We start from the raw sequence: 25507 nt of genomic DNA, 5'->3' as shown, positions 1-25507 counted from the left end.
CTCTGAGTGGTGTTGTAAGGCGTTTGCAACTCATGCTAGATCGATACATCGATCGGCTTGGATTTCACAAGCCCCAAGGAGCCCGTCGCACCGACGTCGAGCTTTGCATCGAACGCGCTCCCTTTTTTCATTACCGCATTACAACTATGAAAATTCGACAGAAACCGAATTCTCTGGAGGCGAAGCCAGCCAACACGGCACAGCGGGGTCATTGCAACTGCGTGACATATTTGGAACCACCCGCCCCGAGCGGACCATTTGCCTCGCGCACTTCCCCCGGGCGGCACATCAAGCCGAAACACCGTATGCGCGCTTCAGTCGCCACGCTGTCCATGGCGGGCGCAATCACGGCGGCAGGCATACCTGCCCCCTGTGTCGCACAGGTCCTCGAGGTGGGTGGCGGTGCGGGCGCGTCTGCGGCAACGGGCAACGGCGGCGCAGGCGGCGGCAACAACGGTGGCGGCGCAGGCGGCAGCGTCGGGGCGATTGCAGGCCTTGCGGGGACGCTTCAGCAAGGTGGCGACGGAGCAAACGCGACACAGTGCGCCATTACGCCCTCGGGCTCGGGCTGCGGTGGCAAGACGCAAATCGTCAATGCGCCCATAAGCGGCTTCGTAACGGGAGGATCCGGCATGCACGGAGGAGCCGGAGTGGGCGGTGGCGGCGGAGGCGCCGCAGCGGTCATCACGTCTGGCGACTTGGTCCTCGGCCCCCCGGGCAGCACGGTGTTGCGCGGCGGCGCAGGCGGCGCGAATGGCTCGACCGGCGCCGGGGGCGGCGGCGCGGCGCTCGTGTTCATCGGCGGCGTATTGATCGATGACGGGAATCATATCTACGGCGGCACGGGCGGCTCTGGCACGGCGACCAGCGCAGGCGGCGGTGGCGGTGCCGGCTTGTTCTTTCAAGGTGAAACGTTCACTTTCAACGCAGAAGGCACCTACATAGTCAGGGGGGGCGATGGCGGGCAGTCCGGCGGCAACGGCGGCGCAGGCGTAGTCGCCAGCAGCGACGGCGCGACCATCACCAATATCAGCAGCGGCATCGGCACCGGCTTCAACGGCGGCACCGGCGCGGCCGGAGCGGGCACGATCCCGGACGGCAGCGGCGGCGACGGCATCGATATTTACGGCAGCAACAACACGCTCGTCAACCGGGGCCTCATCAACCCCGGCGCTTCCGCAGGGAGCGCGGCGCTCGCGACCGGCGTCCATGTTCACGGCGATGGCAATTACGTCATCGCAGCCAATGGCGGTGACTTGGAGGGCGGATGGCGGTCCACGGATCCGACGCAAGCCGCGCCAGGCGGCGTCGCAGTCAGGTTCGACGGCAACGGTAATACGCTCGAGCTACAAGCGGGCGCTATCGTCGATGGCAAGGTCATTGCAGCCGGCGGCGGTAACATCCTCGCGCTCGGTGGCCCGGCAGACGGCACGTTCGACCTCACGAAGATCGTCTCGTCGCTCGACAACACCAATGGCGCCGAGCAATACCAAGGCTTCGCGGTCTACGAAAAAACCGGCCTCGGCACGTGGACAGTCACCGGGCGCGTGGGCGACAGCCACTCCTGGGCCATCGAGCAAAGCACGCTCGAGCTCGGCGCCAACGGCGACCTCTCGCCCGCAAGCGATGTGAGCGTCGACGCCACCTTCGACGTGTCTGGCGTCACGACAGGCAGCACGGCCATTCAAAGCCTATCGGGCGCTTCGACGGGCACCGTCGCGCTCGGCAATAAAACGCTCGTCATCACCAACGGTCAGGGCGGAAGCACGCCCGTCGATGCAGGCAACTTCGCCGGCAACGTCTCGGGCGCCGGCGGGGTCCAGATTGCGGGCGGGACACAAGTCTTCTCGGGCATCAATACCTATTCAGGCGGCACACTGCTGACCGGCGGCACGCTGTCCGTATCGACGGGCGCCAATCTTGGCACAGGCGCCCTCTCGTTCAACGGCGGGACGCTCGAGAACACCGGCACATTTCGTTTACCGCGCGCTATCGCACTGAACGGCGGCGGCGGCACGTTCCGGACCGACGCTGCCCTCACGCTTGCCGGCACGATCTCCGGCCCGGGCGGCTTGACGAAGACGGGGTCGGGCGCGCTGACGCTAACCGGCGCTGGCACCTATTCAGGGCCCACTACGATCTCCAGCGGCGCCTTGACGATCGGCGACGGCTTCGATAGCTCGTTCGTCGGCAACATCGTCGATAACGCCACCCTTCAGTTCAACGACAGTCAGGCGTTCTCCTACGGCGGCGCCATCAGCGGCGCGGGCAGCATCGTGCAAAGCGGCGCGGGCACCGTTACGCTCTCCGGTAACAGCGGCAGCTTTTCGGGTTCGACTACAGTCAATGCAGGCACCCTTTCCGTCGACGGCACGCTCGGCGGCGCCGTGACCGTCAACGGCGGCACGCTCAAAGGCACGGGCACGCTCGCTGGCGACACCACGGTGGGCGCCGGGACGCTCTCGGGCCGGCAAGGCGACGTGCTCGATTTCGGCGGCAACTTGACCCTGTCGAGCACCTCGTCGGTGAACGCCTCGCTCGGCGCGCCGGACGGATCGGCGGGGTTGTTCAATGTGGCGGGCAATCTCACGCTCGCGGGCGCACTCAATGTGACCGACCTCGGCGGCTTCGGCCCGGGGCTTTATCGCTTGTTCGACTATACGGGCAATCTGACCGACAACGGCCTGCAGGTCAACCGCGTGCCCGCCGGCATCGGTGCGAGCGACTTGTCCGTGCAAACGTCCATCGCGCACGAGGTCAATCTCGTGAACACCGGCGGCGCTGCCGTCGACTTCTGGGACGGCGGCAACGCCGCGAACCACAACAACGGCGCAGTGGATGGCGGCAGCGGCGTCTGGAACACCGCCAACGACAATTGGACGAACGCGAGCGGTGCGCTCAATGCGCCCTGGCAGGCAGGCCAGTTTGCGATTTTCGCCGGGCAAGCGGGGACCGTCACGGTCGACGACACCGCTGGCGCCGTCTCCGTCGCGGGCATGCAGTTCGCCACGGACGGCTACCAGATCGACGGCGGTGCGATCACACTCGCCAACCCGCAGACGATCATTCGCGTCGGCACCGGAGGCGGCGCCTTCAGCCGCGGCATCACAGCGACGATCGCCGCGCCACTCACGGGCTCGGGCGGATTGGAGAAGACCGATAACGGCACGCTCGTCTTATCGGGCGCCAACACCTATACGGGCGGCACTTTCGTTGAAGGCGGCACGCTGTCGGTTGGGTCGGACGCGAATCTGGGCGCAAGCTCCGGTGCGCTCACGCTCGATGGCGGCACGCTCAAGACCACCGTGAAGTTCAGCTCGGCACGCAACGTGACGCTCGGGGCCGCCAGCGGCGAAATGAAGACGGATGCCGACCTCGCGCTCGCAGGCGCCATCGGCGGCGCGGGCGGATTGCTCAAGAGCGGCAGCGGCACGCTCACGCTCAGCGGAAACGGTACGTACGCGGGCGGCACCGCGATCTCGGCGGGAACGCTGCAATTGGGCGACGGCGGGACGTCGGGCTCGATCGAGGGAGATATCGACGACGACGCACGACTCGTTCTCGATCGCTCCGACGTGTGGACGCTGGCCGGCGCAATCAGCGGCAGCGGCAGCGTGACGCAGGCCGGCACCGGCACCGTCGTGCTGACCGCGGACAGCAGTTATCAAGGCGGCACCACGATCTCGGCCGGCACGCTGCAGTTGGGCGATGGCGGCGCCTCGGGCTCGATCGCCGGCGACGTCGTCGATAACGGCACGCTGACCTTCAATCGCTCGGACGCCGTGGTCTTCGACGGCAAAATCAGCGGCAACGGCAACGTGAAGCAAATCGGCTCGGGCCTCACCGACCTGACCGGCGATTCTTCCGCATTCACCGGCGCGACAACCGTATCGAACGGCACCCTGGCGGTCGATGGCACGCTCGGCGGAACCCTGTCGGTGCTGGCAGGCGGCACGCTGGCCGGCACGGGCGCCGTGGGCACGACCACGGTTGCGGCGGGGGGCGTGATGGCCCCGGGCCACTCGCCGGGCACGCTGCACGTGAACGGGGACTTGACCTTCGATGCAGGCTCGACCTATGCCGTCGATATCGCCCCCGATCAAACCGGCGATCTGATCGCCGGCAGCGGCAAAGTCACGATCAAAGGCGGCACGGTGCAGACCGTCAAAGCCGGGGGCGTCTACACGCCCGGCGGCCAATGGACGATCGTCTCGGCCAACGGCGGGGTTGCCGGCAGCTTCGATGCGCTCACGCAGAACCTGCCCTTCGTCGACCTCTCGCTGGCCTACGACCCCACACACGTCTACATCGCCTCGGCGCGCAACAACGCATCTTTCTGCAGCGTCGCGCTCACGCCGAACGAATGCGCCACCGGCGACGGCGTGGAAAGCTTGCGCCAAGGCAATGCGCTTTACGACGCGCTGGCGGCCGCGCCCGACGACGCCACCGCGCGCCGCGCGCTCGATGCGCTTTCGGGCGACACGTATGCGTCGCATAAGAGCGCGATGATCAACGACAGCCGCATCCCGCGCGAGGCCGCCGTCGCACGGATGCGCGCATCCTTCGACGACGTCGACGCCGCCGTGGCGACTCAAGTTGCCTCCACCGACGATGGCTTCCTGCCGCTTACAGCCGGCGCCCAACGCGTCGCCTTCTGGGCGCAAGGCGTCGGTGGCTGGAACCAGTGGGACGGCGACGGCAACGCAGCGACCTACAGCCGCTCCGGCGGCGGGCTGTTCATCGGCGCCGACGTCCCGGTGATGCAGAACTGGCGCATCGGCGCAATGGCAGGCGCAAGCGACTCGCGCTTCAATGTCGACGCTCGCAATGCATCGGGCTCGATCGTGAATGGCGATTTGGCGCTCTACGCCGGCTCGCAATGGGGCCCGCTCGGCTTGCGCTTCGGCTTGGGCTATACCTGGCACGACATCGATACGCATCGCTCGATCGCCTTCCCGGGGTTTGCCGCCGATCTGAGCTCGCACTACGGCGGGCAGACCGTGCAAGGGTTCGGTGAAGTCGCGTACCGTCTCGTCTTCCCCGCGCTCACGCTAGAACCCTTCATCGACCTCGCAACGATCAACTTGCATACGAACGGCTTCACCGAAACCGGCACGGGCGGCGCCGCTGCGTTGACGAGCCCCGCGAGCACGAGCAACGTCACGTTTTCGACGATCGGCGTGCGGGGCGAGAAAGCCTACGTGGTCCACGGTTGGAAGACGAGCGTTCATGCCACCCTCGGCTGGCGTCATGCCGCTGGAGATACGAGGCCGCTGTCATCGTTCACCTTCCCGGGCGGCAGCGCCTTCACCATCGCAGGCGTGCCGATCGCCCGCGATGCGGCGAGCGTCGATGCGGGCGTCGATGTGGCATTGAGCCGGGCGGTGACCTTGAGCATCGGCTACTCGGGACAATATGCGCACCATGCGACCGACTATGGCGCACAAGCCAGACTCATGGTCGCGTTTTGAAATCGCGTATCGGACCGATCGACTAATCCTTCTTCCCCGGCAATACCGACGCCATGACCTGCTTGGCCGTGTTGACGATGACGCTGCCCTCTTCGGGATCGCCCTCCATCAACGTGCGCGCGAACTTGCGGGCCTGCACGAGCGTCACATGCGGCGGCAGGGGCGGCACTTCAGGATCGGTCTTGATTTCGAGCACGACGGGCCGGCCCGCCGCTAACGCCTCGTCCCATGCCGGGCCGATCGCTTCGGGCGTATCGACGTAGATCCCCTTCAGTCCGATCAATTCCGCGAAGCGATGAAACGGGACGTTCGGCAATTCCTGCGACGCCTCGAACTTTGGATCGCCCTCCATGACGCGCTGCTCCCACGTCACTTGGTTCAGGTCCTCGTTGTTCATCACCATGCAGATCCAGCGGCCGTCCTTCCATTGCTGCCAGTACTTCGCCACGGTGATCAGCTCGGCCATGTTGCTCATCTGCATCGCGCCGTCGCCCACCATTGCAATCACGGGGCGATCCGAATGCGCGAACTTCGCTGCGATCGCATAGGGCACGGCGGCGCCCATCGAAGCGAGCCCGCCCGAAAGCGAGCACATCATGCCGCGCCGCATCTTCAGATCGCGCGCATACCAGTTCGCGCACGAACCGGAGTCGCTCGTCAAGATCACGTCGCTCGGCAACTTCGGCGAAAGTTCGGTGAAGATTCGCTGCGGATTGACGCCGTGCTTGGCCGATTCCATGGCGCGCTTATCGAGCGTCTCCCACCATTCCGAGGTCCATCCTTCGATGCGCTTGCGCCACGCGTCGTCGGTCTTTTGATCGAGCAGCGGCAACAGGCCGCGCAGCGTCTCCGCGCTATCGCCCACGAGATTGACTTCCATCGGATAGCGCAGGCTCAGCATGTCGGCGCCGATGTCGATTTGCACGCCGCGCGCGTCGCCCTCTTTCGGCAAGAATTCCGAATATGGAAAACCCGAGCCGATCATCAAGAACGTATCGCAATGGGTCATCAACTCCCAGCTCGGCTTGGTACCGAGCAAACCGATCGAACCCGTCACCCACGGGTATTCATCCGGCACCACGGCCTTGCCCAACAGCGCCTTCGCCACCCCCGCTTTCAATCGCTCGGCCACGGCGATTACTTCGTCGGTGGCATGCAAAGCCCCAGCGCCCACCAGCATCGCCACGCGGCTGCCGGCGTTGAGCACTTCGGCCGCACGTGCGAGATCGGCAGGCTCGGGCATGATCCGCGGCCGCGAGTAGCCGACGCCGGAATGCACCGTGCCGTGCTTGCGCGGCGGCGGGGAATAATCGAGTTCTTGCAAGTCGTTGGGCAGAATGATGGCCGTCACGCGGCGCTGCGAGAGCGCGATGCGCACGGCGCGATCGACCATGTGCCGCACCTGTGCGGGGACACTCGCCTGCTGCACATACGATCCGGCCACGTCTTTGAGCAGCGAGGCGAGATCGACCTCCTGCTGATAATGCGAGCCCAACGCAGCACGCGCTTGTTGTCCGCAGATGGCCAGCACGGGCATGTGGTCGAGCCTGGCGTCGTAAAGGCCCGTGACGAGGTGCGCGGCGCCGGGGCCCGAGGTCGCGATGCACACACCCAGTTCGCCCGTGAACTTCGCATGCGCGCTCGCCATGAACGCGGCCATTTCCTCATGGCGGGCCTGCACGAACTCGATCTTGCCGTCCGCGCGCCGCAGCGCGCCGAACAAGCCGTTGATGCCGTCGCCGGGGTAGCCGAACATGCGCCGCACGCCCCATTGATGCAACCTTTCGACGATGAAATCGCCTACCGTTTGCGCCATCTGTGCCTCCGATAGAGTATGTTTGCCAGACTCTATGCGGCGCAAAAAGCGCGCCCGAGGCAGCGTTTACGGCAGCCGTCAAGAACCGTTCAACCCCAGGCTCTCGCGCATGCCTTTCGTAATGCGCTGCTTCGCTCCCGCATAGTCGGCCCATGGATCCGCACCCTGCGATCGAAGCCGCTCATAGACGTTTTCGACGGTCCATTGCGCCCCGCCCGTCGTATCGGCCAGTTCGTCCCACGCGAGCGGAACCGACACCCCCATGCCCGGCCGCGCCCTCGGAGAGAACGCCGCTACGGTGCTGGACCCGCGGTTGTTGCGCAAGTAATCGACGAAGATTCGGCCACGGCGGTTTTGCGCGCCCATCTTCGCGCTGAAGCGGTCGGGCAGCGTCGCGGCCATGTGCTGCGCGGCCGCTTGAGCGAACGCCTTGACGTCGTCCCATTCAGCATGGCGCGCGAGCGGCACCACCACATGCAAGCCCTTGCCCCCGCTCGTCTTGCACCACGATTGCAAGCCGAGTTCCGTCAGCAGATCGCGCGTCAGCTGCGCCGCTTCGATCATCCGCTCCCAGCCCAGCGACGGATCGGGGTCGAGATCGAACACGATCCGGTCGGGCTTTTCGATGTTCGTTGCCAGCGCGTTCCACGTATGAAGCTCGACGGTTCCCATTTGAGCGGCGCCCACGAGCGCTTGCTCGCTCTCGATCGTGAGCAACGGCGGATGGCCCGGATCGAGCCCTTCGTGTTGCGTGATATGGGGAATCGACAAGCGCGAGCTGTGCTTCTGAAAGAACAGCTCCCCGTCGATGCCGTCGGGCGCCCTCACGAGCGCGATGGGCCGTCCCTTCACATGCGGCAAAAGCCAAGGCGCGATGCGCTCGAAGTAGCGCACCAGGTCTTGTTTGGCAAAGCCGATCGAGGAATCGATCATCCGTGAGGGATGCGAGATTCGAACGCCCGCGACCGTATCGCCCTCTTTGATTGGTTCGCGCACTTGCTTCAGTCCTCTTACTGTTTTTCGATTCTCTTCGTCATTCGCGACCTTGTCCGCCTTTTTACTCGCAGTGGATTTTTTCGTCCGTCCGCGCTTGTCTGAGTCATCTGCGTCCTGCCCAGAAGGCCCCGCCGTCGGCGCCTCGGTTCGAACCTCATCTGCCCGATGCGGCGCTTCTTGAACGATCTCGCGCGCAGGCTTGTCGCGGCGCAGGCTGATGAACGAAGCCTGCCGCACGATGCGCTCGCTCGTCCACTCGGAAAAATTGCATTCGGCGACGAGTTCGGGACGCACCCAATGAACCTTCGTCCGGCTGCGTTCGCTGGGAGGCTCCGCGAACGGCGATCGCTCGGTCTCTAACGCATCGAGCTCCCGTTTGATGGCGCGCAATGCCGCCGCATCGAAGCCGGTCCCCACACGCCCGGCGTAATGCAGCTTGCCGCGGGCATCGAAGAGGCCGAGGAGTAGCGCGCCAAAGCCGCTGCGGCTGCCCGCCGGTTCCGAATAACCGCCGATCACGAACTCTTGCCGGCGACGGCAACGCAGCTTGATCCACGCGCCGCTGCGCGTCGACGTATAGCGGCTGTCGCGCCGTTTGCCGACGATTCCTTCCAGCGCCATTTCGCACGCGCTATGCAGCAGGTCATGCGCGTCGAGCGCGAAGTCTTCGGAAAAGCGCACGGTATCGTCGTCGAAATCGGCCAGCAATGCCCGCAACAACGCTCTGCGCTGAACGAGCGGCACGCCGCGCAAGTCGTAGCCGTTCAAATAGGGCAAATCGAATACGAAGAAGACGATCTCTTGCGGGCGATTCGCATCGAACGCATTCTGCAGCGCTTGAAAACTCGGCACGCCGTTTTCGTCCAGGACCACCGCTTCGCCGTCAATCCAAGCCGTTTCGACATCGAGCGCCGCCAGCGCCTGAGCTTGCCGTTTGAACTTGGCAGTCCAATCGAGACCGCTGCGCGTCAACACGCGCACCGGCTTCGCCTCGCCGTGGTCGATGCGAATCAGCGCGCGATAGCCGTCGAACTTGATCTCGTACGACCAATCGTCGCCGCTCGGCACATCCTCGACCAGCGTCGCCAATTGCGGCTTGAGCGACTCGGGCAAGCGCGCCTTGACCGCGCCTTCGATCGATGGCGACACGGCAAGCTCGCGCAGCGATTGCGTCGTGCGCGTGGCGACGATGTCCGGGTGGCCGGAGCCCGAATGCCCCGCATGGGCGGCATGTGCGCGTACGGGTAGCTCGCGCTTTCTCGATCCTTTGGCCGCGGCGCCATTCGCGGCGCGCTTGCCCGTTTTGGGCGGCTTGCGCGCCGGGCAGTCTCCGTCCGACAGCGCACTGCCAGGCCGCTCGGCAATCACGTCGAACTCGCTCTCGGGCCGCGCTTCGTCGTCGCGTTCCTTGATTAACAGCCATTGTTCTTTGTCGCCGCTGCCGCGCATGCCGCTGCGCACGAGCGCCCATCCGCCGTGCAGCTTCTTTCCGTGCAGCGTGAACTTGAGCTTGCCGGCCGCGTAGGCTTTGCGGGCTTGCTCCACGCCGCCGGCCGGCTCCCACGTGCCGCGATCCCATACGATCACCGTTCCGGCGCCGTAGTTGCCGGGCGGAATCTCACCCTCGAATGTTCCATATTCGACGGGGTGATCCTCGACGTGAACCGCGAGCCGTTTGACCGACGGGTCGAGGCACGGCCCCTTGGGCACCGCCCACGACTTGAGCGTCCCATCGAGTTCGAGTCTGAAGTCGTAGTGCAGGCGCCGCGCGTGGTGTTCCTGAATCAAGTACGACAGCGCCGGACCTGCGCTACGGCTCGCCGCCTTCTGCGCGCGACGTGCGCGCTCGGCGCCCGACGGTTCGGGCGTGTCCGCGAAGCGGCGTTTCTTGCGATAAGTTTCGAGTTTGTCCGCCATGCTGTTTCACTCGCCTCGTTGCGCATGACCAGCCGCGGGCGGGCGGCATCTCATGCGGCATGCTTGCCCTTGCCTCTGCCGAGGCTACGCTTGAGCAGTTCCGACAAATCGACGACGTCGGCCGTCGCGCGCGTGCGCGCCGGCGCTCGCCCGCCTTCGCTGATCTCGTGCGTCTTGCCTTCGCGCACTTTCCGATCGACGAGCGCGAGGATATCGTCGCGAAACGTGTCGTGGTACCGCATCGGCTCCCACTCCTCGGTCATGTCCTCGATCAACTTCTTGGCCATCTCCAATTCGCGCGGACTGACGCCTGCGGATTTCGCATCGGCCGGCGGCAATGAAAGATCGCCCGCGTCGAGCACCTCGCCGCCCCAGCGCAAGGTGTTCAGCGCCAGTACCGGTCCGGCCGGGATCAGCGCTGCGAGATGCTGTTTGTTGTGCAGCACGACGTTGGCGATACCGATCTTGCCCGATTGGGCGAGCGCCTCGCGCAACAGCGCATAGGCTTTCTTGCCTTGCCGCTCGGGCACGAGATAGTAGGGCGTGTCGAGATAGAGGAAGGAGACCGCGTAAGCCTCGACGAACGCCAAGATATCCACCGTCTGCGTAGACTCGGGGCTCGCCGCTCGAATCTCGTCGTCGGTGAGGATGACGTAGTTGTTCTTCTCGTATTCGTAGCCACGCACGATGTTTTCGCGGCGCACTTCCTTGCCGGTCCGCTTATTGATCTGCTTATAGCCGATCGGATCGGCCGTGTCTTTGTCGAGCAGATTGAAGCTCGTGCGCTCGGCGCGCGTGGCCGGATGCAACTGCACCGGCACGTTGACGAGACCGAAACTGATCGCCCCTTTCCAAATCACGCGTGACATGGCGACTCTCCTTGAGCGGCCGGCTCCGCTGCCGATGGCGGAGCGGGCGCCGGCCGCGCTTGGGTTGGCGGGACGAGCGTTGTGCATTCCTTGCAATGCGCTCGTAATCCCTGCCACCGCAGCAACGATTACGTTCCTCGCAGCGTCACCTGAGCACACCGATCAGCAGCGTCGCCAGGAAGATGACGAGGAAGATGAAGAACAAAATTTTCGCGATTTCTGCGGCGCCGGCCGCAATGCCGGTGAAACCGAAGATAGCCGCGATGATCGCGATAATGAAGAATACGACTGCGTATCGAAGCATGGCGTCCTCCTGATGAAAGCCGGCGCGCCGGCAGGCGTCGCCGCCGCGCTGGCTTACCGCGGCAGGCACTCAGCGTTGTGGTTGTTCAAGTCAACGCTCGATCTGATACTGCAATGACTATGCCCATCGAGTGAGGCGCGCGGCAGTGCGATGCGCCGCATTGGCCGACCCAAGCGGGCTTCGAGTCGCTGCAGCCGAAGGCATTGAAAAAACCGCGATAGCCTATCGGGCGATCGCGGTCGAGGACGAAGCCGTCGGATCGCTTCCTACTAATGATGCGCGGGCGCCTGCGTGCCCGTTGCGGAAGGAGGGCGCGCACCGGTCGCGCCGTCGATCGGCTCGACGTCTTTGGTCGGATCGAAATCGGCCCAGCGGCCGTGCTGCCAGCGTCCGTGCGCGCGCTCCACTTCGAGGCTGCCCGCTTCGCGCAATACCCGCGCCGCTTCCTGCTGGTTATCGGGCGACACGTGCACGGCAACGAGCACCCCCGAATCGCGCGCTTCATGCATGACTCGATGCTCGGGCAGTTTGCCGCCGCCGCGCGTATGCGACATCGCACCGATCAACGAACCCAAGTACGCGCCGACCCCGGCGGCCACGACGAGTATCAGAAACGGCGAGGAAAATGCGCTGAACAACGCAACGCCTATCACGGCGCCGATCACGGCACCGATGGCCCCGCCTTTTCCTGCCCCCTTCGCCGCGCTCGACGCCTGAGGATCGGCGTAGTGGTCGCCGCCGATCGGATAGCGCGCGTGCTGGCCGCGCGGATTGACGAAGAACAGCGTGACATCCTCTTGCACGAACCCCGCTGCGAAGAGGCGATTCGCGGCCGCCTCCGCAGCGGCGAACGTGGTGAAGCGGCCTGCGACGATGAGCGACATGACACGTCCTCCTAATTCGTTTTCGCGCGACCTGGCGACGGATGCCCCGGCGTCAAGCGCGCTCGATACGGAACAGGCCGCTGCGCAATACGACGGCGGCCCCGCCACTTTGCTCGATGGTACGCTTGCACACTTCGTGAATGCGCTCGCGGCCTTGAGCGAAGGCGCGCAGCAATTCGGCCTCGAGCGTAGAAGGGGCGCCGAAATGATCTTCCAACGCCTCGGCCGTGACCGCGCACGACACGGGCACGCCATCGACGATGGCAACAAAGCGCACTACCATCTGCGCGCCATCGAACATGGGCGCATCATCGGAAAAGATCACGCGCATTGCCGGCTCCGCGCGCTTTGCATTTGCCGCGCACGAGCGCGGGGCGGCAAGCTTTGGGCGCAACTCATGCGGCCTGCCCGCGATGTTCGAGCTGCGCGATCAGCGTTCGATTGAATGCCGGGATGTCGTCGGGCTTGCGGCTCGTGATGAAATTGCCGTCCTCGACGACTTGCTCGTCCACCCACGTCGCTCCCGCATTGCGCAAGTCGTCTTGCAAGCTCGGCCAGCTCGTCATGGTATGACCTTTGACGATGCCCGCGGAAATGGGAAGCCACCCGCCATGACAAATCACGGCGACCGGCTTATGGGCTTCGTCGATCTCTCGCACGAAAGCCTGCGCCTGCGGCACGGTGCGCAGCGCATCGGCGTTGACGACGCCGCCGGGCAACACCACCGCGTCGTATTGCTCGGGCCGCACTTGATCGAAGGTCGCATCGACGGTCACGGTGCCGCCGCGTTCGACGTGGCGAAAGCCTTGGATTTGCCCATGCTTGTTCGAAATCACATGCACGAGCGCGCCCGCCTCCGACAACGCCCGTTTCGGTTCGGTAAGCTCGGCCTCTTCGAAGCCGTCCGTTGCCAGCATCGCAACCTTGCAACCCTCCAGCGGTTTGGTCTTGGTGGTCATCGGCCCCACTCCTTTCATTGAATGAAGTGCTGCACGCACCGCAGCAATCGCGGTGCCCGGCGTGGATCAACGCCCCTTGAGCTCGCCCGGCAAACCGGCCAGCAAGTCCGCCATATCGTCGGCATGCTCCTCCTCGACGGCGAGGATGCTTTCCATGACGCGCCGCGAGGTAGGGTCCTTCTCGCCCAAGTACTGAATGATCTCGCGATAACTGTCGATCGCCACGCGCTCGGCCACGAGGTCTTCCTTGATCATGTCGACGAGCGAGGTCCCTTCCACATATTCGGCATGGCTTCGCGCAAGCAGTCCCTCGGGCGAGAAGTTCGGTTCGCCGCCGAGCTGCACGATACGTTCGGCAAGTTGATCGGCATGGCCTTGCTCTTCGTTCGAATGCTGCAGGAATTCATCGGCGACGCTTTTGGATTGGATACCCTTCGCCATGAAATAGTGCCGGCGATAACGCAGCGTGCAGACCAATTCCGTGGCCAGAGCATCGTTCAGCAGCTTGAGCACCGTTGTGCGATCGGCCTGATAGCCGGCGGTCACAGCCCCTTCCTCCATGTGCTCGCGCGCACGTTTTCTAATGGCCTGGACGTCCGACAAGAATGGTTGATTCGCCATGGGATTTCTCCATCGGTTTGTATTTACGAAACGCGGCTTAGACTGCACGCCGCCTGGGGTGGGAGGCGGGGCTCGACCTATCGCATGGCACGCATCAATCGTGCCAAAACGAATTGCCGGTTGTGCAAAAGGCCGGGCATAGGCATTGCGTGAATCCTCGCAAGCCCCTCTCGGGCCGCGCAAGACGACCCCCGCTTGCGCGACACCGTTCACGGACCACGCCGCTGATCAACATGTGAGACAACCGATGGCCTCCCGCACTGCTCATTCGTCGACGCGACGACGTGCCGGCCGCCCGCCGCGTCAACGCCACGCCCAAAGCCGGGCCGAACATCGCAAAGCCAGCAGCCATGCAAGCGCGCGCAAGCAACCGCATCGCTGGTCGCGCGACGTGATGGAACGTAGCGATGCCCTCGATCTCGAACCGGGCATTTTCAAATCGGCGAGTGCGGAAGAGATTGCGCAATCGCTCAGACGCTCGTCTCTCGCCAGCAAGCGAAGACGCGGCACGCCCTATCAGTCCGCGATGTCGATGCTCAACTTCTTCATCAACCGGGCGGGCAAGAACCTGCCGAAGACGCGCCGCGACGTGCTGCAAGCCGCCAAGGGCAAATTGCGCGAAGCGTTCGGCCGTCCCCGATAACGCCGCTCGAGTCGGGTTCATCTCAATCGCATGCGCGAAACAACCTGGTTTCTGATCGTCGGCGGCATGTTCGTCGGCATGGGCATCGCCAGTTCGCTGTTCAAGCGGTTGCCGCTGACGGGCGCGATGTTGTATCTAGCGACTGGCTTCGCCCTGGGGCCGAGCGGCGCCGGGCTGTTGGCAATCGATATCGTCAAGCAGGCGCCGCTCGTGCGCATCGTGACCGAAATCGCACTGCTCGCTTCGTTGTTTGCGATCGGGCTGCGTTTGCGCGCACCGATTCTCGCGTCGCTGTGGTCGCTGCCCGTGCGCCTAGGCTTGCTGGCGATGATCGTCACCGTGCCCCTGCTCGCGGCATTTTGCGCTTGGGGGCTAGGGCTCGAATGGGGTCCTGCCTGGGTCCTTGCGGCGATGCTCGCGCCGACCGACCCGGTGCTCGCGCACGACGTGCAAGTGCGCGACGCGAACGATCTGGACATCGTGCGGTTTTCGCTCTCGGGCGAGGGCGGGTTGAACGACGGCATTGCCCTGCCCTTCATGTTGTTCGCGCTCGCCCTTAGCGCGCACGGCGCGCCGCACACGGACGCGCTCGTCACGCTGCGAGGGCTCGCACAAACGGCATGGGGGATCGTCGGGGCCGTCGCGGTCGGCGCATTGCTCGGGTTTGCTACGACGCACGCGGTGGCATGGTTGAGAACGCGCTACGCACAAGCGCTCGGTCTCGAAGGGTTCTTCGCCCTGGGTCTGATCGAACTGTCGTACGGCACGGCGCAATTGCTCCATACGTTCGGCTTCCTTTCAGCCTTCGCGGCCGGTGTTGCGATGCGCCGCGTCGAGCACCGGGCGACGGGCGAGCGTTCGCCACAAGATGCGATCGGCGCGATCGACTCATCCGACGTCGCGGCCACCGCGGCGGACCCGGCGAAAGCCCATGCCTACATGGCCGAGTCCGTGCTGCATTTCACGATCGAGCTCGAACGCATCGCCGAGATGGGGATGATGATCATGATCGGCAATGTACTGAGCACGGTGTCGGTGTCGGCGCCGCTCGTCACGTGGCGCACGGCGGCGCTGGTGCTCGCGCTGTTCGTTGCGATCCGCCCGGCAGCCGTCGAGCTCGCGCTGCTGGGTTCCCGCGCCGAGCCGATCGAACGGCGCATGATGAGTTGGTTCGGCATTCGCGGCATCGGCACCGTCTTCTACCTGGCCTATGCGCTCGAGAACGGCCGCAGCGAGGCCATCGCACCGCTCGCGCCCTATGCGCTCGCCGTCGTAACGGCTTCGGTGTTCGTGCATGGCATGTCCGCCATGCCGCTCATGAAGAACTACCGGCGTGCGCGCGCGGCAGCGCGGCGCTAATCGTCATCGTGCGGATAAGCGGCCTTGTCGGGGTCGGCCTGCGTGCGATAGGGCAGCGACGAAGATCCCGGATCGGTCGTCATATCGTCGATGACGCGCTCGACGTCGGCCGTTTTCGCCATTTCGGAAAGGAACGCCTGCTTGTCGAAGTCCGGCACGACACACCCTTGCACGTAAATGAAGCGCCGCTGCAACGTCAACCAAAGCGTCGTGCGCTCGCGCCAATGCGTCGCGGCCTCGATAAAGTTCAGGCGCCGCTTGGCCGCCTCCTCGATTTCCTTGTCGTAGAGATAGCCGTTCGGCAGCCTGCAGCGCCCTTCCCACCAGCAACTGTTGCCGCGCTCGATTCGATAATGCGATTCGCCGAGCCATTCCTGCTCGGTCTCGAGCGGCCCGAGCGGGGCCGGGCACGCCGGTACCGCCTGCGAAACCTGAAAGAACGGGTCGTTGCCATGATTTGCGCGCGAGGCGTCGGCCCAGGCCGGCCCGCTCACCGTCATCGCGACCGCTGCGGCGGCCACGATGACGCATGCGTGCAGCGAATGCTTCATCGGTCGTTCCCCCCCGGATTTGCACTGCGCCTCACGGTGTCGGCGCAGCGTCGGCTGGGCGCGATTGGAGCACGCCGTAATGGCCTTGGCAAGCGGGGGCGAACGTTGCGCACGCAACCTGTGCGGCAGCGCCGTTCAAAGACGCGTGCAGGGCGCGTTCTCTTTCGAACCGTCGATCTCGTCCGCGACGCGGTGCGTACCCTCGCTCGCGAACTCGAGCACGCGAAGTATCAGTTGCGGCGTGAGCGGCTTCGCGCAATGCGCGTCGAAACCTGCGTGGCGTGCGCGCGCCCGATCCTCCGAGGAGGCGTAGCCCGTGCAAGCGATCAACAGCATGTGGGCCGTCTCGGGGTCGGCCCGCAACCGCCGCGCCAGTTCGAGACCGTCGAGCCCGGGCATCGCGATATCGAGCAGGACGGCGAACGGTTGCCATTCGCGCGCGATCGCGCAGGCAGCGTGCGGATCGCTCGTCGCGCGGCATTCGAAGCCATCGGCATCGAGCAAAAGTTGCAAGGCCTCGGCGGCATCGCGGTAGTCGTCCACCACCAGCACTCGGCGATGATCGGCCATCGCCGGTCTGAACGACCGCCACAGCACGACGTCTTCGTTCGTTTTGTCAGGCTCGGTCACAGCCGCTTCTCCTAGGTTGGTCTCGACGCAGAGCCGAACTAATGCAAATTGCGAACCCGAGACGCGCACTGCGACAAAAAAAAGGCATGCGCTTTGCTGTGAGCTCTGGCACGATTTGCTCAGGCAGCGCGCGCATCGTTCGCATGCCGCCGGGCGTTCCCATAAGGAAAACAGTTTATGTCGACCTCACACGCGGCATCGCGCATCGTCTTCGCCAGCGCGGCTCTCATGGTCCTCGCGCCCGCATCGGTCCACGCGCAAACGCCTTCGCCGCTCGCCGAGTGGCAATACTCCTCGGGCGTTCTGCTCGAGCAGATGTTCGAGCCCAAAATACCGACATGGCGCATTCGCGTCGGTCCATCTGCCAGCTTCCAGCCGCTCTACGACGGCTCCGACCGTTATCACTGGCTAGGCGGTCCGAGCCTTGACATTCGCTATCGCGACCGCTTCTTTCTTTCGACGGGCGAAGGCATCGGCATGAACCTCGCGACCGGACCGAATTGGCGGCTCGGCCTTGCAGCGAGCTACGATCTCGGACGGCGCGCGGCCGACGATCTCGGCCACTTGAATGGGATGGGCAACATCAATCCCGCTCCAAGCCTGCGGCTGCTTGGCGAATATGTGATTTCGAAATCGTTTCCGCTCGTGCTGCGCGCCGATCTTCGCCGCAATTTCGGCGGCGACAACGGATGGATAGGCGACCTTGGCGCTTATATGCCGATGCCCGGCAGCTCGGAGAGATTCTCGTGGTTCGCCGGCCCGACGATGACGATCGCCGATTCACGCTACATGAACAGTTGGTTCGGCGTCAATGAGGAGCAATCCGCGCGATCGGGATACCGGCAATACCACGCGTCGGCCGGCATTCGTTCGGTTGGGTTCGGCGTCACTGCTTCGCTGACGCTCAACAAGCATTGGATCGTAAGCGCCGACGGCGCATTCCAACAACTCGTGGGCGCGGCCGCGCACAGCCCGATCACGCAAACGCGCGCGTCTGGCGTTTTCAACGTTTCGGTCAACTACCAATTCTGAACCGCGCTCGGCGTGCGTCACGACGCGGCCGACGATTCCACGACCGCGCGCGGCAGCGACAAGCGGATCGAAAAGCCCTCGCCCGCTTCCCCGCCGATCTCGACCGAGCCGCCGAGCCGGCGCACGCGCTCACGAATTCCCGCAAGCCCGGAGGGACTCGGCCGCCCCATTTGTTCGCCCGCGCTCGCGTCCCCTGCCACGCCGTTATCGCGGATCGAGACGTTGCACGCCGTGGCGTCGCACGCGAGTTCGATGCGAACGGCAGTCGCGTTTTTCGCATGCCGCACGACATTGGTCAGCGCTTCCTGCACGATGCGAAAGATCGCTGTCGATGCGGCCTCGTTGAACACGACATCTTGCGCGTCGCTCGCGATGTCGATTCGCAAGCGCGAGCGCTGGCGAAAATCGTCGACGAGCCATTCGAGCGCCGGCAGCAAACCAAGATCGTCGAGCACGGCGGGACGCAATCCGGCCGCAAGCCGCCGCACCGACGCGATCGCATGATCGACGGCGTCGCGCATCGCGAGCGCCCGCGTTCGCACCGCATCGAACGCCTGCGGCTCGCTTTCGAGCGCCTGCGCATCGGCTGTCGCGAGGGTCGCTAGATCCATCTTCAGCGCCGTGAGTTGCTGCCCCAAGTCATCATGCAGTTCGCGCGCGATGCGCTTTTTCTCTTCTTCGCGCGTCGCCTCGATACGCGCGGCAAGCTCGCTCGCATATTCGAGCTGCCGCAACTGCTTGCGCTCGGTGATGTCACGCACCACCTTAGCAAAGCCCACGAGTTCCCCGGCCGCGCCATGAACGGCTGTCACGACGATATTCGCGCAAAAGCGCGTGCCATCCCGGCGCATGCGCCAGCCTTCCTTCTCGATGCGTCCACGGGCGGCGGCATCGGCAAGGTCGCGCTCCGGGCGGCGCTCGGCCGTCTCCTCGATCGGATAAAGACGCGAAAAATGCCGGCCGATGATTTCCTGCGCGCGAAAACCGAGCACGCGCGTGGCTCCGCCATTCCAACTCGTGATCTGCCCTCCGGGATCGAGCATGAAGATCGCGTCCTCCACGGCATCCATGAGCCGGCGCAAACGCTCCTCGCTCTGGCGCAGTCGCTCCTCGTTGCGGCGCCGCTCGGTCAAGTCGCGCGTGATCTTCGCGAACCCCATCAGCTCGCCTTTCTCGTCGCGCAACGCCGTAATCACGACGTTGGCCCATAGACGCGAGCCGTCTTTACGCATTCGCCAACCCTCGTCCTCCCAACGGCCGAGCTTGGCGGCGTGGCGCAGCTCTTCGTCGGGATAGCCGCGCGCCGCGACCTCCTGGGGATAAAACACCGAAAAATGGCGGCCGATGATTTCCTGCGCCCGATAACCTTGGATCCGCTCGGCCCCCGCATTCCACGTCGCGATCCGGCCCTTCGCATCGAGCAGAAAGATCGCGTATTCCTCGATCGAATCGACCAGCGCCCGGTAGCGATCTTCCGGCGAAATACGGGCCAAAAGCGTGTCGCCAATAGGCCTGTTCGAAGGTGACGGCTGACTATCCACTGACCCGGCTCCCGCTTACGCAGATATCCCAGTCTAGCCTTAGCGCAAGAAACGTGTCACGCAAGGCCGCACCGCATGGCAAACGTTTGCTTCGATTCGCTTGTAGGCCTTGCCTGACAAGGCAGCGCAAAGGCGCACAGAAATCCCGTCCACCGCTGATTTCCTCGGCGAATCGTTTCGTGGACACTCGAAGCGTCAAGTCGAAATCTCAGCTGTCAATCATGAAGGTGTTACTCGTAGAAGACTTTGCGCCTATCCGCGACCGCTTGTGCGAACTCGTGCAGATGGTCCCGGGCGCACAAATCGTGGCGCAAGCCGACGACCCCGACGCCGCGCTTGCCGCGATCCGCGAGCACGAGCCCGACGTCGCCATCGTCGACCTGCAGCTTCGGGCCGGCACGAGCGGCCTTACGATTCTGAAGTGGTTACGCGAGCATCGACCGGCGATTGCGGCGATCGTGCTCAGCAACTCGGCCTACGCGCAGATGCGAACGGCTTGTCTGGACCTCGGGGCGCGGCTCTTTCTCGACAAGGCGGTCGAATTCGCTCGCTTGCCAGATGTGTTGACCGAGCTGAGCGACCAGATGCCGCCCGCCGCCTGACGCTCGTGACCGTTCGGGAAGGTTCGCTGCCGCGCAAAACCATCGATCTGCTTTCTTTGTTTATCTGATTTTCTTTCATTATCGATACAACACGTGCAAATACGATGGCGGAACACGACACGGCGCTTTCTCGTTTGATTCATGTCAAAAGCGCGCCGTCGACGCACACATAAAGTGAAGCCGTCACCGACGGGAGATCGTCATGCAGCAGACTCATCGCGTTGATCGCGCAATCGCGCCGCACGCTGCGCCCACTTACCTCGGCAGCTATGTCTTCCCCGTGCTGCTGCTCTTCTTCGTGGTGTATCGGGTGGGCCATTGGATGGCCGCCCATGGCGTGGACTTCGCCGGATTCGGCGAGCGCAGTTTCCAGTATCCGCTGATGCTCGCCGTGTTCGCCGTCCAGCTCGTAGCCGAAGGTGTGTTTCTCGCCATCGCATGGGTGAGCCGGCAAGCGGATCTCGAGCGCCGCTTCACCACGCTCTCGCTCGGCCTCGTCAGCTCCTTGCTGATCCTCGCCTTCGACTACGGTTTGCAAATCGCGTTTTAGACGCGTCTCGCAGCGCCCTCGCGACTTCATACGCTCGATGTAGGCAAATGCTGACAACGATGCTCGCAGACCTACGCGAAGTTCGGCGACCCCTTATTTTCAATGCACGCAGCGCGGCCAATACTTTAGACAACGGATACCGATCCACAGAGCCGCACGCCGGACCTCGCCATCGCGGCTCTCGATCAAACGCCACACGGAGAGCCGCCATGTCACCCCACGTCACGAAAAAAGCCCCGGCCGGAAGCGTCGAAGCCATCCTCGAGCTCGCGCGCGACGCAGGTTTGCTCGTCACGCTCGACGGCCAGATCGGACGCGAGAAATACCAAAGCGTGGCCGGTTCGCTCACGTCGTTTTTGCGGTTCGTCGACGCGCTGCGCGAGACGAACGGCAACTGAGGCGGGCCGCTCGGCGCCCGCGCCAAAGGCTACGAGCGCGGCTTCTTCCAATACGGCGGATCGACCGTTTGCTTGATTTTCCAGCATGGCGCCATCGACCCATTTGATGCCGCAACCGCCGTTCGACGACACGACCCGGCCGATCGAGGTCAACGCCCACCTGGCCACGGCGCGCTATTCCATCGCGTCTTTTTCTTCTCTGATCTATTCTTTGCGTGAGCGGCGACGGTACGCACGATAACGTCCGCCATTGGCACGCAGGCGTTTATCCAGCACAATTGGCCGAACCACGCATAAAGCGCGCCAGATAATCCGTCATCAGCATCAGTTATTCCGGCCCCGGCCTGTTCAAGCGGCACGGGAACTCGACCTTCCGCAGGATGCGCATGTCCGCAGCAGGAAACACGTCCTCATCCGCCACGCCAGCCGCTACAGGAAAGGACGGCGGCACGCCGCTGCGCGCGCCCCTGCTGGCCGCCGCGCTGACGGGCGCCATTTTTCTCGCAGCGGCCCTCGTTGCCGCATTCGTCGTGCGCGACCATCTGCTGGATGTAGCGCAAGCGAACTTCGACGCGCGGGCCGCGCATGTCACCTCCGACATCCGGCGCGAACTATCGCTATGCTCCGAGTTGCTGCGCGGCGCCAGCGGTCTCATCGTTTCCCGAACGCAGTCGAGCGGCGACGGCAAGCCGACGGCGGAAGTCTGGGACCGGTACATCTCGCGTCTGGACTTGGACGACACCCCGCCCTGCGTACGCACGTTGGGTTACGCCGATGCATCGCCGGCTGCGATCGCGCAGGCCCCCGAGGGGGCTAGCGGGGGCGCAGCGACCGGCCCGCTCGCTCATTCGGTGCTGATGTGGCCGCCGCGCGGGGACGCGACCGATGGCGTGGACCTCGGCGTGAACGACGCGACGCGCGCCGCCCTGATGCGCGCCGCCAACAGCGGCGACGTGGCGATGTCGATTCGGCCGCTGGCGCGAGAAGGCGCGAATGGGAGCGATCCCAATGGCACCGAGCCCACCGAAAGCCAAGCGCGGGCGCGCGTCGATCTCTATCTGCCCGTCTACCGCGTAGCGCCGCCGCCCGTGCTCGTGCCGGCGCGTCGCGCCGCCCTGCTCGGTTTCGTCCTCGCGCGTCTGGACACCGAGTATTTGTTCGCGAGCATCGCGGCGCATGAACCCAATATGCAAATGCGCGTCTCGGCCGGCCAGCCGCCCATCGCGCTCTACCCGCCGGGCGCCGCGGTTTCGTCGCAAAACGACCGCAGCCAGCGTTTTCGCCATACCGACACGCTGCGTGTCGGCGGCCAGCCGCTCTCGCTCGACTACGCGACCAGCGATCCCTCGCTGACCGCCTCGGCCGATTTCAGCAGCAGCGCGATCTTGTCCGCGGGCTTCGCGGCCGCTCTGATCACCAGCGCGGCGGTGTTCGTGTTCATGCGCAAACGCGGCATGACACTTGCAGAAACCGGATTGGCGCGTTCTCGCTCTTCCTTGAACGAAGCACGGCTGATGGCGATTTTTCACTCGTCGGGCGAAGCGATCATCACCCTCGACGAACGGCAGCGGATCGTGATGTTCAACCCGAGCGCGGAACAAGTGTTTCGCTGCTCGGCGATGGACGCGATCGGCACGTCGATCGACCGCTTCATTCCCGCCCGCTTCCGCGAGGCGCACCGCAAGCATGTCGAGCGCTTCGGCGAGACGGGCGTGACGCAACGCAAGATGGGCCGGCAGCAGTTGGTGCTCACCGGTCTGCGGGCCGACGGCGAAGAGTTTCCGCTCGAAGCGTCGATCGCGCAGGTGGGCGACGGCCAGGGCGGCAAATTGTTCGCGGTTATGTTGCGCGATGTCACCGAGCGCGTGCAGGCCGAAGAGGCCCTGAAAGCGTCGCGCCAGGAGCTGCGCGAGCTGTCGGCCAACTTGCAGAACGTTCGCGAAGACGAAAAGACCCGCATCGCGCGGGAGTTGCACGACGACCTTGGGCAGCAATTGACCGCATTGAAGATGGATTTGTCCTCGGTCGAGCAGTCCCTCGCGGAAGTGCCGTCGGCGCCCCCGCCCGTGCTAGCGCAACTGCATGGCATGCGACGCCTCATCGATTCGACGGTCGGCTCGGTGCGGCGCATCGCGGCCGATTTGCGGCCCGTCATGCTCGACGATCTAGGCTTGCTGCCGGCAATCGATTGGTTGCTCAACGATTTCACGACGCGTTATGGCATCGACATCGAGCGCCGCATCGAACCGGGCAATACGAGCTTTTCGAAGAGCGGCGCAACGACGATATTCCGCATCGTCCAGGAAGCATTGACGAACGTGGTGAGGCACGCCGAGGCCACGCGCGTGTCGGTGTCGCTCGTCGGCGAAGACGGCCACTGCACCGTGCGCATCGCCGACAACGGCCGCGGGGCGCGCGATGTGCAAGCAACCGAAGGCCACGGGGAAAAGTCCTTCGGGTTACTGGGGATACGTGAACGGGTGCATATCTTGGGCGGGTCGGTTTCGATCGATACCGCGCTCGGCCGTGGCTTCGCGCTGACTGCGCGCATTCCGCTGGCCGCAATACAACAGGAAGAGGCCGTGCAATGACAAGAGTACTTCTAGCCGACGACCACGCGCTCGTGCGCGATGGCCTGCGCCATATTCTCGAAGGCACGAGCGGCTTCGAGGTGGTCGGGGAGGCATACGATGGGCCCACCACCATCGCGCTGGTGCGCAGCACGCCCGCGGACGTGCTCGTGCTCGATCTGTCGATGCCGGGCCGCAACGGCATCGAGCTCGTCAAGCAAATCAAGGACGAGCTGCCGATGCTGCGCGTGCTCGTCTTGACGATGCACGCGGAGCAACAATACGCCGTACGCGCGTTCAAAGCAGGCGCATCGGGCTATTTGACCAAGGAAAGCGCGAGCAAGGAACTCGTATCGGCGCTGAGCAAAATCTCGGCTGGCGGCGTGTACGTGAGCTTGTCGATGGCGGAGCGGCTCGCGCAGAGCCTGAACGAGCCCACCGACATGCTGCCGCATCAACGGTTGTCGGACCGAGAATTCGACGTTTTCCGGCGCATCGCGTCGGGCCAAACGATCAGCGAGATCGCGCACGAGTTATGCGTCAGCGCAAAAACGGTCAGCACCTACAAGACGCGCATTCTCGAAAAGATGCAGATGCCGCACGAAGCTGCCCTCGTCCGCTATGCGATCCAGCACAAGCTGTTCGAAGACAGCGAGGATTTGTAACGATCCGTTACTTCGGAGTCGCCGTTCCTTGCGCCGAAGCGCCGCCGCACGGGGCCGTTGTGCTTTCTGTAGGCAACGGCTGACAAGCGCCTTCCGCATGACTTACAACACATTCCTACCGGGACGATATTTATTTGGCCGAGCGCTGACGATACTGTGCTCATGAAATCGAGCATCCCCTCACCGCTAAGAGTGTTCGTCGTCGACGAGTCGACCCTCGTGCGCGAACGTCTCACGCAGCATATCGGCCCCGACGGCGCCGCATGCATCGTCGGCGAAGCCGAGGACGTCCAGATGGCGCTGCAAGGCATAGCCGATACGGACGCGGAGGCCGTTGTTCTCGATCTGCGCCTGATCGACAGCAACGGGATGGACTTGCTCCACGCATTGCGCGATCGAACCGATCCCATCGTCACGATCGTCCTGACCAACTACGCGTCGCCCGTATTTCGCGAGGCGAGCGTCACCGCCGGCGCCGACTACTTCTTCGACAAGACGACGGAATTCGATCTGGCGATGGAAACGATCGCCCGTTTGGCACGCGAAAAGGCGCACGGCCCAGGCCGTCATTGAACGCTTACGGCCAATCCCAAGCTCGTCGGCCTCACGCGCCGTGGCGGGCGAAATCGCCGCCGCGATGGGTCAGTTCCCGCTCGGCATAGTCGAACGCCGCGCGCACCGCCGCCTCCGGATCCTTGTCGGCGCAATGCGGCAGCGGAATGAACTGCTTCTCGGGCGTCACGATGTCGAGACGCGCATCGTAGTAGAGCCCGTTCGGCCCGCGCATGGCCTCGATCGCTAGATGACAATGGCTCACGCGCGCTGCGAAGCGCATGAGCCGCAAGAGTTGGACGCCCGCCTCGGCCTCGATTCGCGCCGCCCCGGGAAAGCCGACGTACACGATTTGCATGCCGATGCCCATTTACTATTCCTCGCCCTCGTTCGGTCACCGATCGAGCGCCGCATGCTGGCGGCGCTCGATGGATTCGCTCTCATGTTGGCGCATCGCGTTCGAAGGGGCTTGACCTGGGTCAATGCAGTTCGATAGTCCAGACGCGCCGCCTCGTGGCGTGTCTGCGGTAGCGGCGCGCACTGGCCGCTTCCGAGCGCGGCGGATAGCGCGAAACCG

The 25507-nt window shown here is 64.4% G+C and carries 21 protein-coding genes and 1 pseudogene; 10 read left to right on the top strand and 12 right to left on the bottom strand.

Features of this window, described 5'->3' with window-relative positions; genetic code table 11:
* Positions 1–305: 305 nt before the first annotated feature.
* Complete coding sequence (locus tag MMB74_RS11630) at positions 306–5471, top strand: autotransporter domain-containing protein (RefSeq protein WP_277428784.1); 5166 nt, start codon at positions 306–308, stop codon at positions 5469–5471.
* Between the two features lie 22 nt (positions 5472–5493).
* Here MMB74_RS11630 and MMB74_RS11625 read toward each other — a convergent pair whose 3' ends face one another.
* The 8 genes and pseudogenes from MMB74_RS11625 to MMB74_RS11590 form a co-directional block, all read right to left on the bottom strand.
* Complete coding sequence (locus MMB74_RS11625; protein WP_277428783.1) at positions 5494–7287, bottom strand: thiamine pyrophosphate-requiring protein; 1794 nt, start codon at positions 7285–7287, stop codon at positions 5494–5496.
* Between the two features lie 78 nt (positions 7288–7365).
* Entirely contained in the window at positions 7366–10200 is a 2835-nt protein-coding gene (ligD, locus tag MMB74_RS11620; protein WP_277428782.1) for a DNA ligase D, read from the bottom strand.
* Between the two features lie 53 nt (positions 10201–10253).
* Positions 10254–11069, bottom strand: a pseudogene (locus MMB74_RS11615) (Ku protein); the annotation flags it as partial.
* 145 nt (positions 11070–11214) lie between these two features.
* Complete coding sequence (locus MMB74_RS11610) at positions 11215–11373, bottom strand: DUF1328 family protein (protein ID WP_277428781.1); 159 nt, start codon at positions 11371–11373, stop codon at positions 11215–11217.
* Positions 11374–11642: 269 nt separating this feature from the next.
* Positions 11643–12257 (bottom strand): hypothetical protein, encoded by a 615-nt coding sequence (locus tag MMB74_RS11605; protein ID WP_277428780.1) that lies wholly within the window; start codon positions 12255–12257, stop codon positions 11643–11645.
* A gap of 52 nt (positions 12258–12309) precedes the next feature.
* A complete protein-coding gene (locus tag MMB74_RS11600) occupies positions 12310–12588 on the bottom strand; it encodes a DUF1488 domain-containing protein (RefSeq protein ID WP_277428779.1) in 279 nt (92 codons plus the stop codon).
* A gap of 64 nt (positions 12589–12652) precedes the next feature.
* Positions 12653–13216 (bottom strand): type 1 glutamine amidotransferase domain-containing protein, encoded by a 564-nt coding sequence (locus MMB74_RS11595; RefSeq protein WP_277428778.1) that lies wholly within the window; start codon positions 13214–13216, stop codon positions 12653–12655.
* Positions 13217–13282: 66 nt separating this feature from the next.
* Positions 13283–13837, bottom strand: a complete 555-nt coding sequence (locus MMB74_RS11590) for a ferritin-like domain-containing protein (protein ID WP_277428777.1) — start codon at positions 13835–13837, stop codon at positions 13283–13285.
* Positions 13838–14084: 247 nt separating this feature from the next.
* Between MMB74_RS11590 and MMB74_RS11585 the strand changes: the two genes are divergently transcribed.
* Entirely contained in the window at positions 14085–14480 is a 396-nt protein-coding gene (locus tag MMB74_RS11585; protein ID WP_277428776.1) for a DUF3175 domain-containing protein, read from the top strand.
* Between the two features lie 30 nt (positions 14481–14510).
* A complete protein-coding gene (locus tag MMB74_RS11580) occupies positions 14511–15839 on the top strand; it encodes a cation:proton antiporter (protein ID WP_277428775.1) in 1329 nt (442 codons plus the stop codon).
* On the opposite strand, the gene MMB74_RS11575 is transcribed toward MMB74_RS11580, so the two are convergent.
* The gene (locus MMB74_RS11575; protein ID WP_277428983.1) at positions 15836–16339 is read right to left on the bottom strand and encodes a hypothetical protein; all 504 of its coding nucleotides are present in this window, start codon (positions 16337–16339) and stop codon (positions 15836–15838) included. The two genes, MMB74_RS11580 and MMB74_RS11575, sit on opposite strands and share 4 nt — an antisense overlap.
* Before the next feature lie 186 nt (positions 16340–16525).
* On the bottom strand, positions 16526–16960 hold the full coding sequence (locus MMB74_RS11570; RefSeq protein ID WP_277428982.1) for a response regulator: 435 nt from the start codon (positions 16958–16960) through the stop codon (positions 16526–16528).
* 288 nt (positions 16961–17248) lie between these two features.
* Between MMB74_RS11570 and MMB74_RS11565 the strand changes: the two genes are divergently transcribed.
* Positions 17249–18052, top strand: a complete 804-nt coding sequence (locus tag MMB74_RS11565) for a MipA/OmpV family protein (RefSeq protein ID WP_277428981.1) — start codon at positions 17249–17251, stop codon at positions 18050–18052.
* A gap of 17 nt (positions 18053–18069) precedes the next feature.
* Here the strand turns inward: MMB74_RS11565 and MMB74_RS11560 are convergent, their stop codons facing one another.
* Positions 18070–19545: a PAS domain S-box protein gene (locus MMB74_RS11560; protein ID WP_277428774.1), complete on the bottom strand. Its 1476-nt coding sequence runs from the start codon at positions 19543–19545 to the stop codon at positions 18070–18072.
* Between the two features lie 269 nt (positions 19546–19814).
* Here MMB74_RS11560 and MMB74_RS11555 point away from each other — a divergent pair, with 269 nt between their 5' ends.
* From MMB74_RS11555 to MMB74_RS11530, 6 genes are all read left to right on the top strand, one after another.
* Positions 19815–20195, top strand: coding sequence for a response regulator (locus tag MMB74_RS11555; RefSeq protein ID WP_277428773.1), 381 nt, complete (start codon positions 19815–19817; stop codon positions 20193–20195).
* A gap of 202 nt (positions 20196–20397) precedes the next feature.
* Positions 20398–20745 carry a hypothetical protein gene (locus MMB74_RS11550; RefSeq protein WP_277428772.1) on the top strand — a complete coding sequence of 116 codons (348 nt, stop codon included), beginning with the start codon at positions 20398–20400 and terminating at the stop codon, positions 20743–20745.
* Between the two features lie 209 nt (positions 20746–20954).
* Positions 20955–21143, top strand: coding sequence for a hypothetical protein (locus tag MMB74_RS11545; protein ID WP_277428771.1), 189 nt, complete (start codon positions 20955–20957; stop codon positions 21141–21143).
* A gap of 386 nt (positions 21144–21529) precedes the next feature.
* Positions 21530–23734, top strand: a complete 2205-nt coding sequence (locus tag MMB74_RS11540) for a PAS domain S-box protein (protein WP_277428770.1) — start codon at positions 21530–21532, stop codon at positions 23732–23734.
* Positions 23731–24378 (top strand): response regulator transcription factor, encoded by a 648-nt coding sequence (locus MMB74_RS11535; protein WP_277428769.1) that lies wholly within the window; start codon positions 23731–23733, stop codon positions 24376–24378. Before MMB74_RS11540 ends, MMB74_RS11535 begins: the two co-directional genes overlap by 4 nt.
* 162 nt (positions 24379–24540) lie before the next feature.
* Positions 24541–24951, top strand: coding sequence for a response regulator (locus MMB74_RS11530; protein WP_277428768.1), 411 nt, complete (start codon positions 24541–24543; stop codon positions 24949–24951).
* A gap of 31 nt (positions 24952–24982) precedes the next feature.
* On the opposite strand, the gene MMB74_RS11525 is transcribed toward MMB74_RS11530, so the two are convergent.
* Positions 24983–25300, bottom strand: a complete 318-nt coding sequence (locus MMB74_RS11525; RefSeq protein WP_277428767.1) for a hypothetical protein — start codon at positions 25298–25300, stop codon at positions 24983–24985.
* Between the last annotated feature and the right edge of the window lie 207 nt (positions 25301–25507).

The organism is Trinickia sp. Y13 (assembly GCF_029522115.1).
Classification (GTDB): domain Bacteria; phylum Pseudomonadota; class Gammaproteobacteria; order Burkholderiales; family Burkholderiaceae; genus Trinickia.
This window is presented reverse-complemented; position numbering and strand designations above follow the sequence as displayed.

Excerpts from the sequence above, each read along its gene's own strand:
- MMB74_RS11630 (WP_277428784.1), top strand. The coding sequence starts at position 306 with ATGCGCGCTTCAGTCGCCACGCTGTCCATGGCGGGCGCAATCACGGCG.
- MMB74_RS11625 (WP_277428783.1), bottom strand. The coding sequence starts at position 7,287 with ATGGCGCAAACGGTAGGCGATTTCATCGTCGAAAGGTTGCATCAATGG.
- ligD (WP_277428782.1), bottom strand. The coding sequence starts at position 10,200 with ATGGCGGACAAACTCGAAACTTATCGCAAGAAACGCCGCTTCGCGGAC.
- MMB74_RS11610 (WP_277428781.1), bottom strand. The coding sequence starts at position 11,373 with ATGCTTCGATACGCAGTCGTATTCTTCATTATCGCGATCATCGCGGCT.
- MMB74_RS11605 (WP_277428780.1), bottom strand. The coding sequence starts at position 12,257 with ATGTCGCTCATCGTCGCAGGCCGCTTCACCACGTTCGCCGCTGCGGAG.
- MMB74_RS11600 (WP_277428779.1), bottom strand. The coding sequence starts at position 12,588 with ATGCGCGTGATCTTTTCCGATGATGCGCCCATGTTCGATGGCGCGCAG.
- MMB74_RS11595 (WP_277428778.1), bottom strand. The coding sequence starts at position 13,216 with ATGACCACCAAGACCAAACCGCTGGAGGGTTGCAAGGTTGCGATGCTG.
- MMB74_RS11590 (WP_277428777.1), bottom strand. The coding sequence starts at position 13,837 with ATGGCGAATCAACCATTCTTGTCGGACGTCCAGGCCATTAGAAAACGT.
- MMB74_RS11585 (WP_277428776.1), top strand. The coding sequence starts at position 14,085 with ATGGCCTCCCGCACTGCTCATTCGTCGACGCGACGACGTGCCGGCCGC.
- MMB74_RS11580 (WP_277428775.1), top strand. The coding sequence starts at position 14,511 with ATGCGCGAAACAACCTGGTTTCTGATCGTCGGCGGCATGTTCGTCGGC.
- MMB74_RS11575 (WP_277428983.1), bottom strand. The coding sequence starts at position 16,339 with ATGACGGTGAGCGGGCCGGCCTGGGCCGACGCCTCGCGCGCAAATCAT.
- MMB74_RS11570 (WP_277428982.1), bottom strand. The coding sequence starts at position 16,960 with ATGGCCGATCATCGCCGAGTGCTGGTGGTGGACGACTACCGCGATGCC.
- MMB74_RS11565 (WP_277428981.1), top strand. The coding sequence starts at position 17,249 with ATGGTCCTCGCGCCCGCATCGGTCCACGCGCAAACGCCTTCGCCGCTC.
- MMB74_RS11555 (WP_277428773.1), top strand. The coding sequence starts at position 19,815 with ATGAAGGTGTTACTCGTAGAAGACTTTGCGCCTATCCGCGACCGCTTG.
- MMB74_RS11550 (WP_277428772.1), top strand. The coding sequence starts at position 20,398 with ATGCAGCAGACTCATCGCGTTGATCGCGCAATCGCGCCGCACGCTGCG.
- MMB74_RS11545 (WP_277428771.1), top strand. The coding sequence starts at position 20,955 with ATGTCACCCCACGTCACGAAAAAAGCCCCGGCCGGAAGCGTCGAAGCC.
- MMB74_RS11540 (WP_277428770.1), top strand. The coding sequence starts at position 21,530 with ATGTCCGCAGCAGGAAACACGTCCTCATCCGCCACGCCAGCCGCTACA.
- MMB74_RS11535 (WP_277428769.1), top strand. The coding sequence starts at position 23,731 with ATGACAAGAGTACTTCTAGCCGACGACCACGCGCTCGTGCGCGATGGC.
- MMB74_RS11530 (WP_277428768.1), top strand. The coding sequence starts at position 24,541 with ATGAAATCGAGCATCCCCTCACCGCTAAGAGTGTTCGTCGTCGACGAG.
- MMB74_RS11525 (WP_277428767.1), bottom strand. The coding sequence starts at position 25,300 with ATGGGCATCGGCATGCAAATCGTGTACGTCGGCTTTCCCGGGGCGGCG.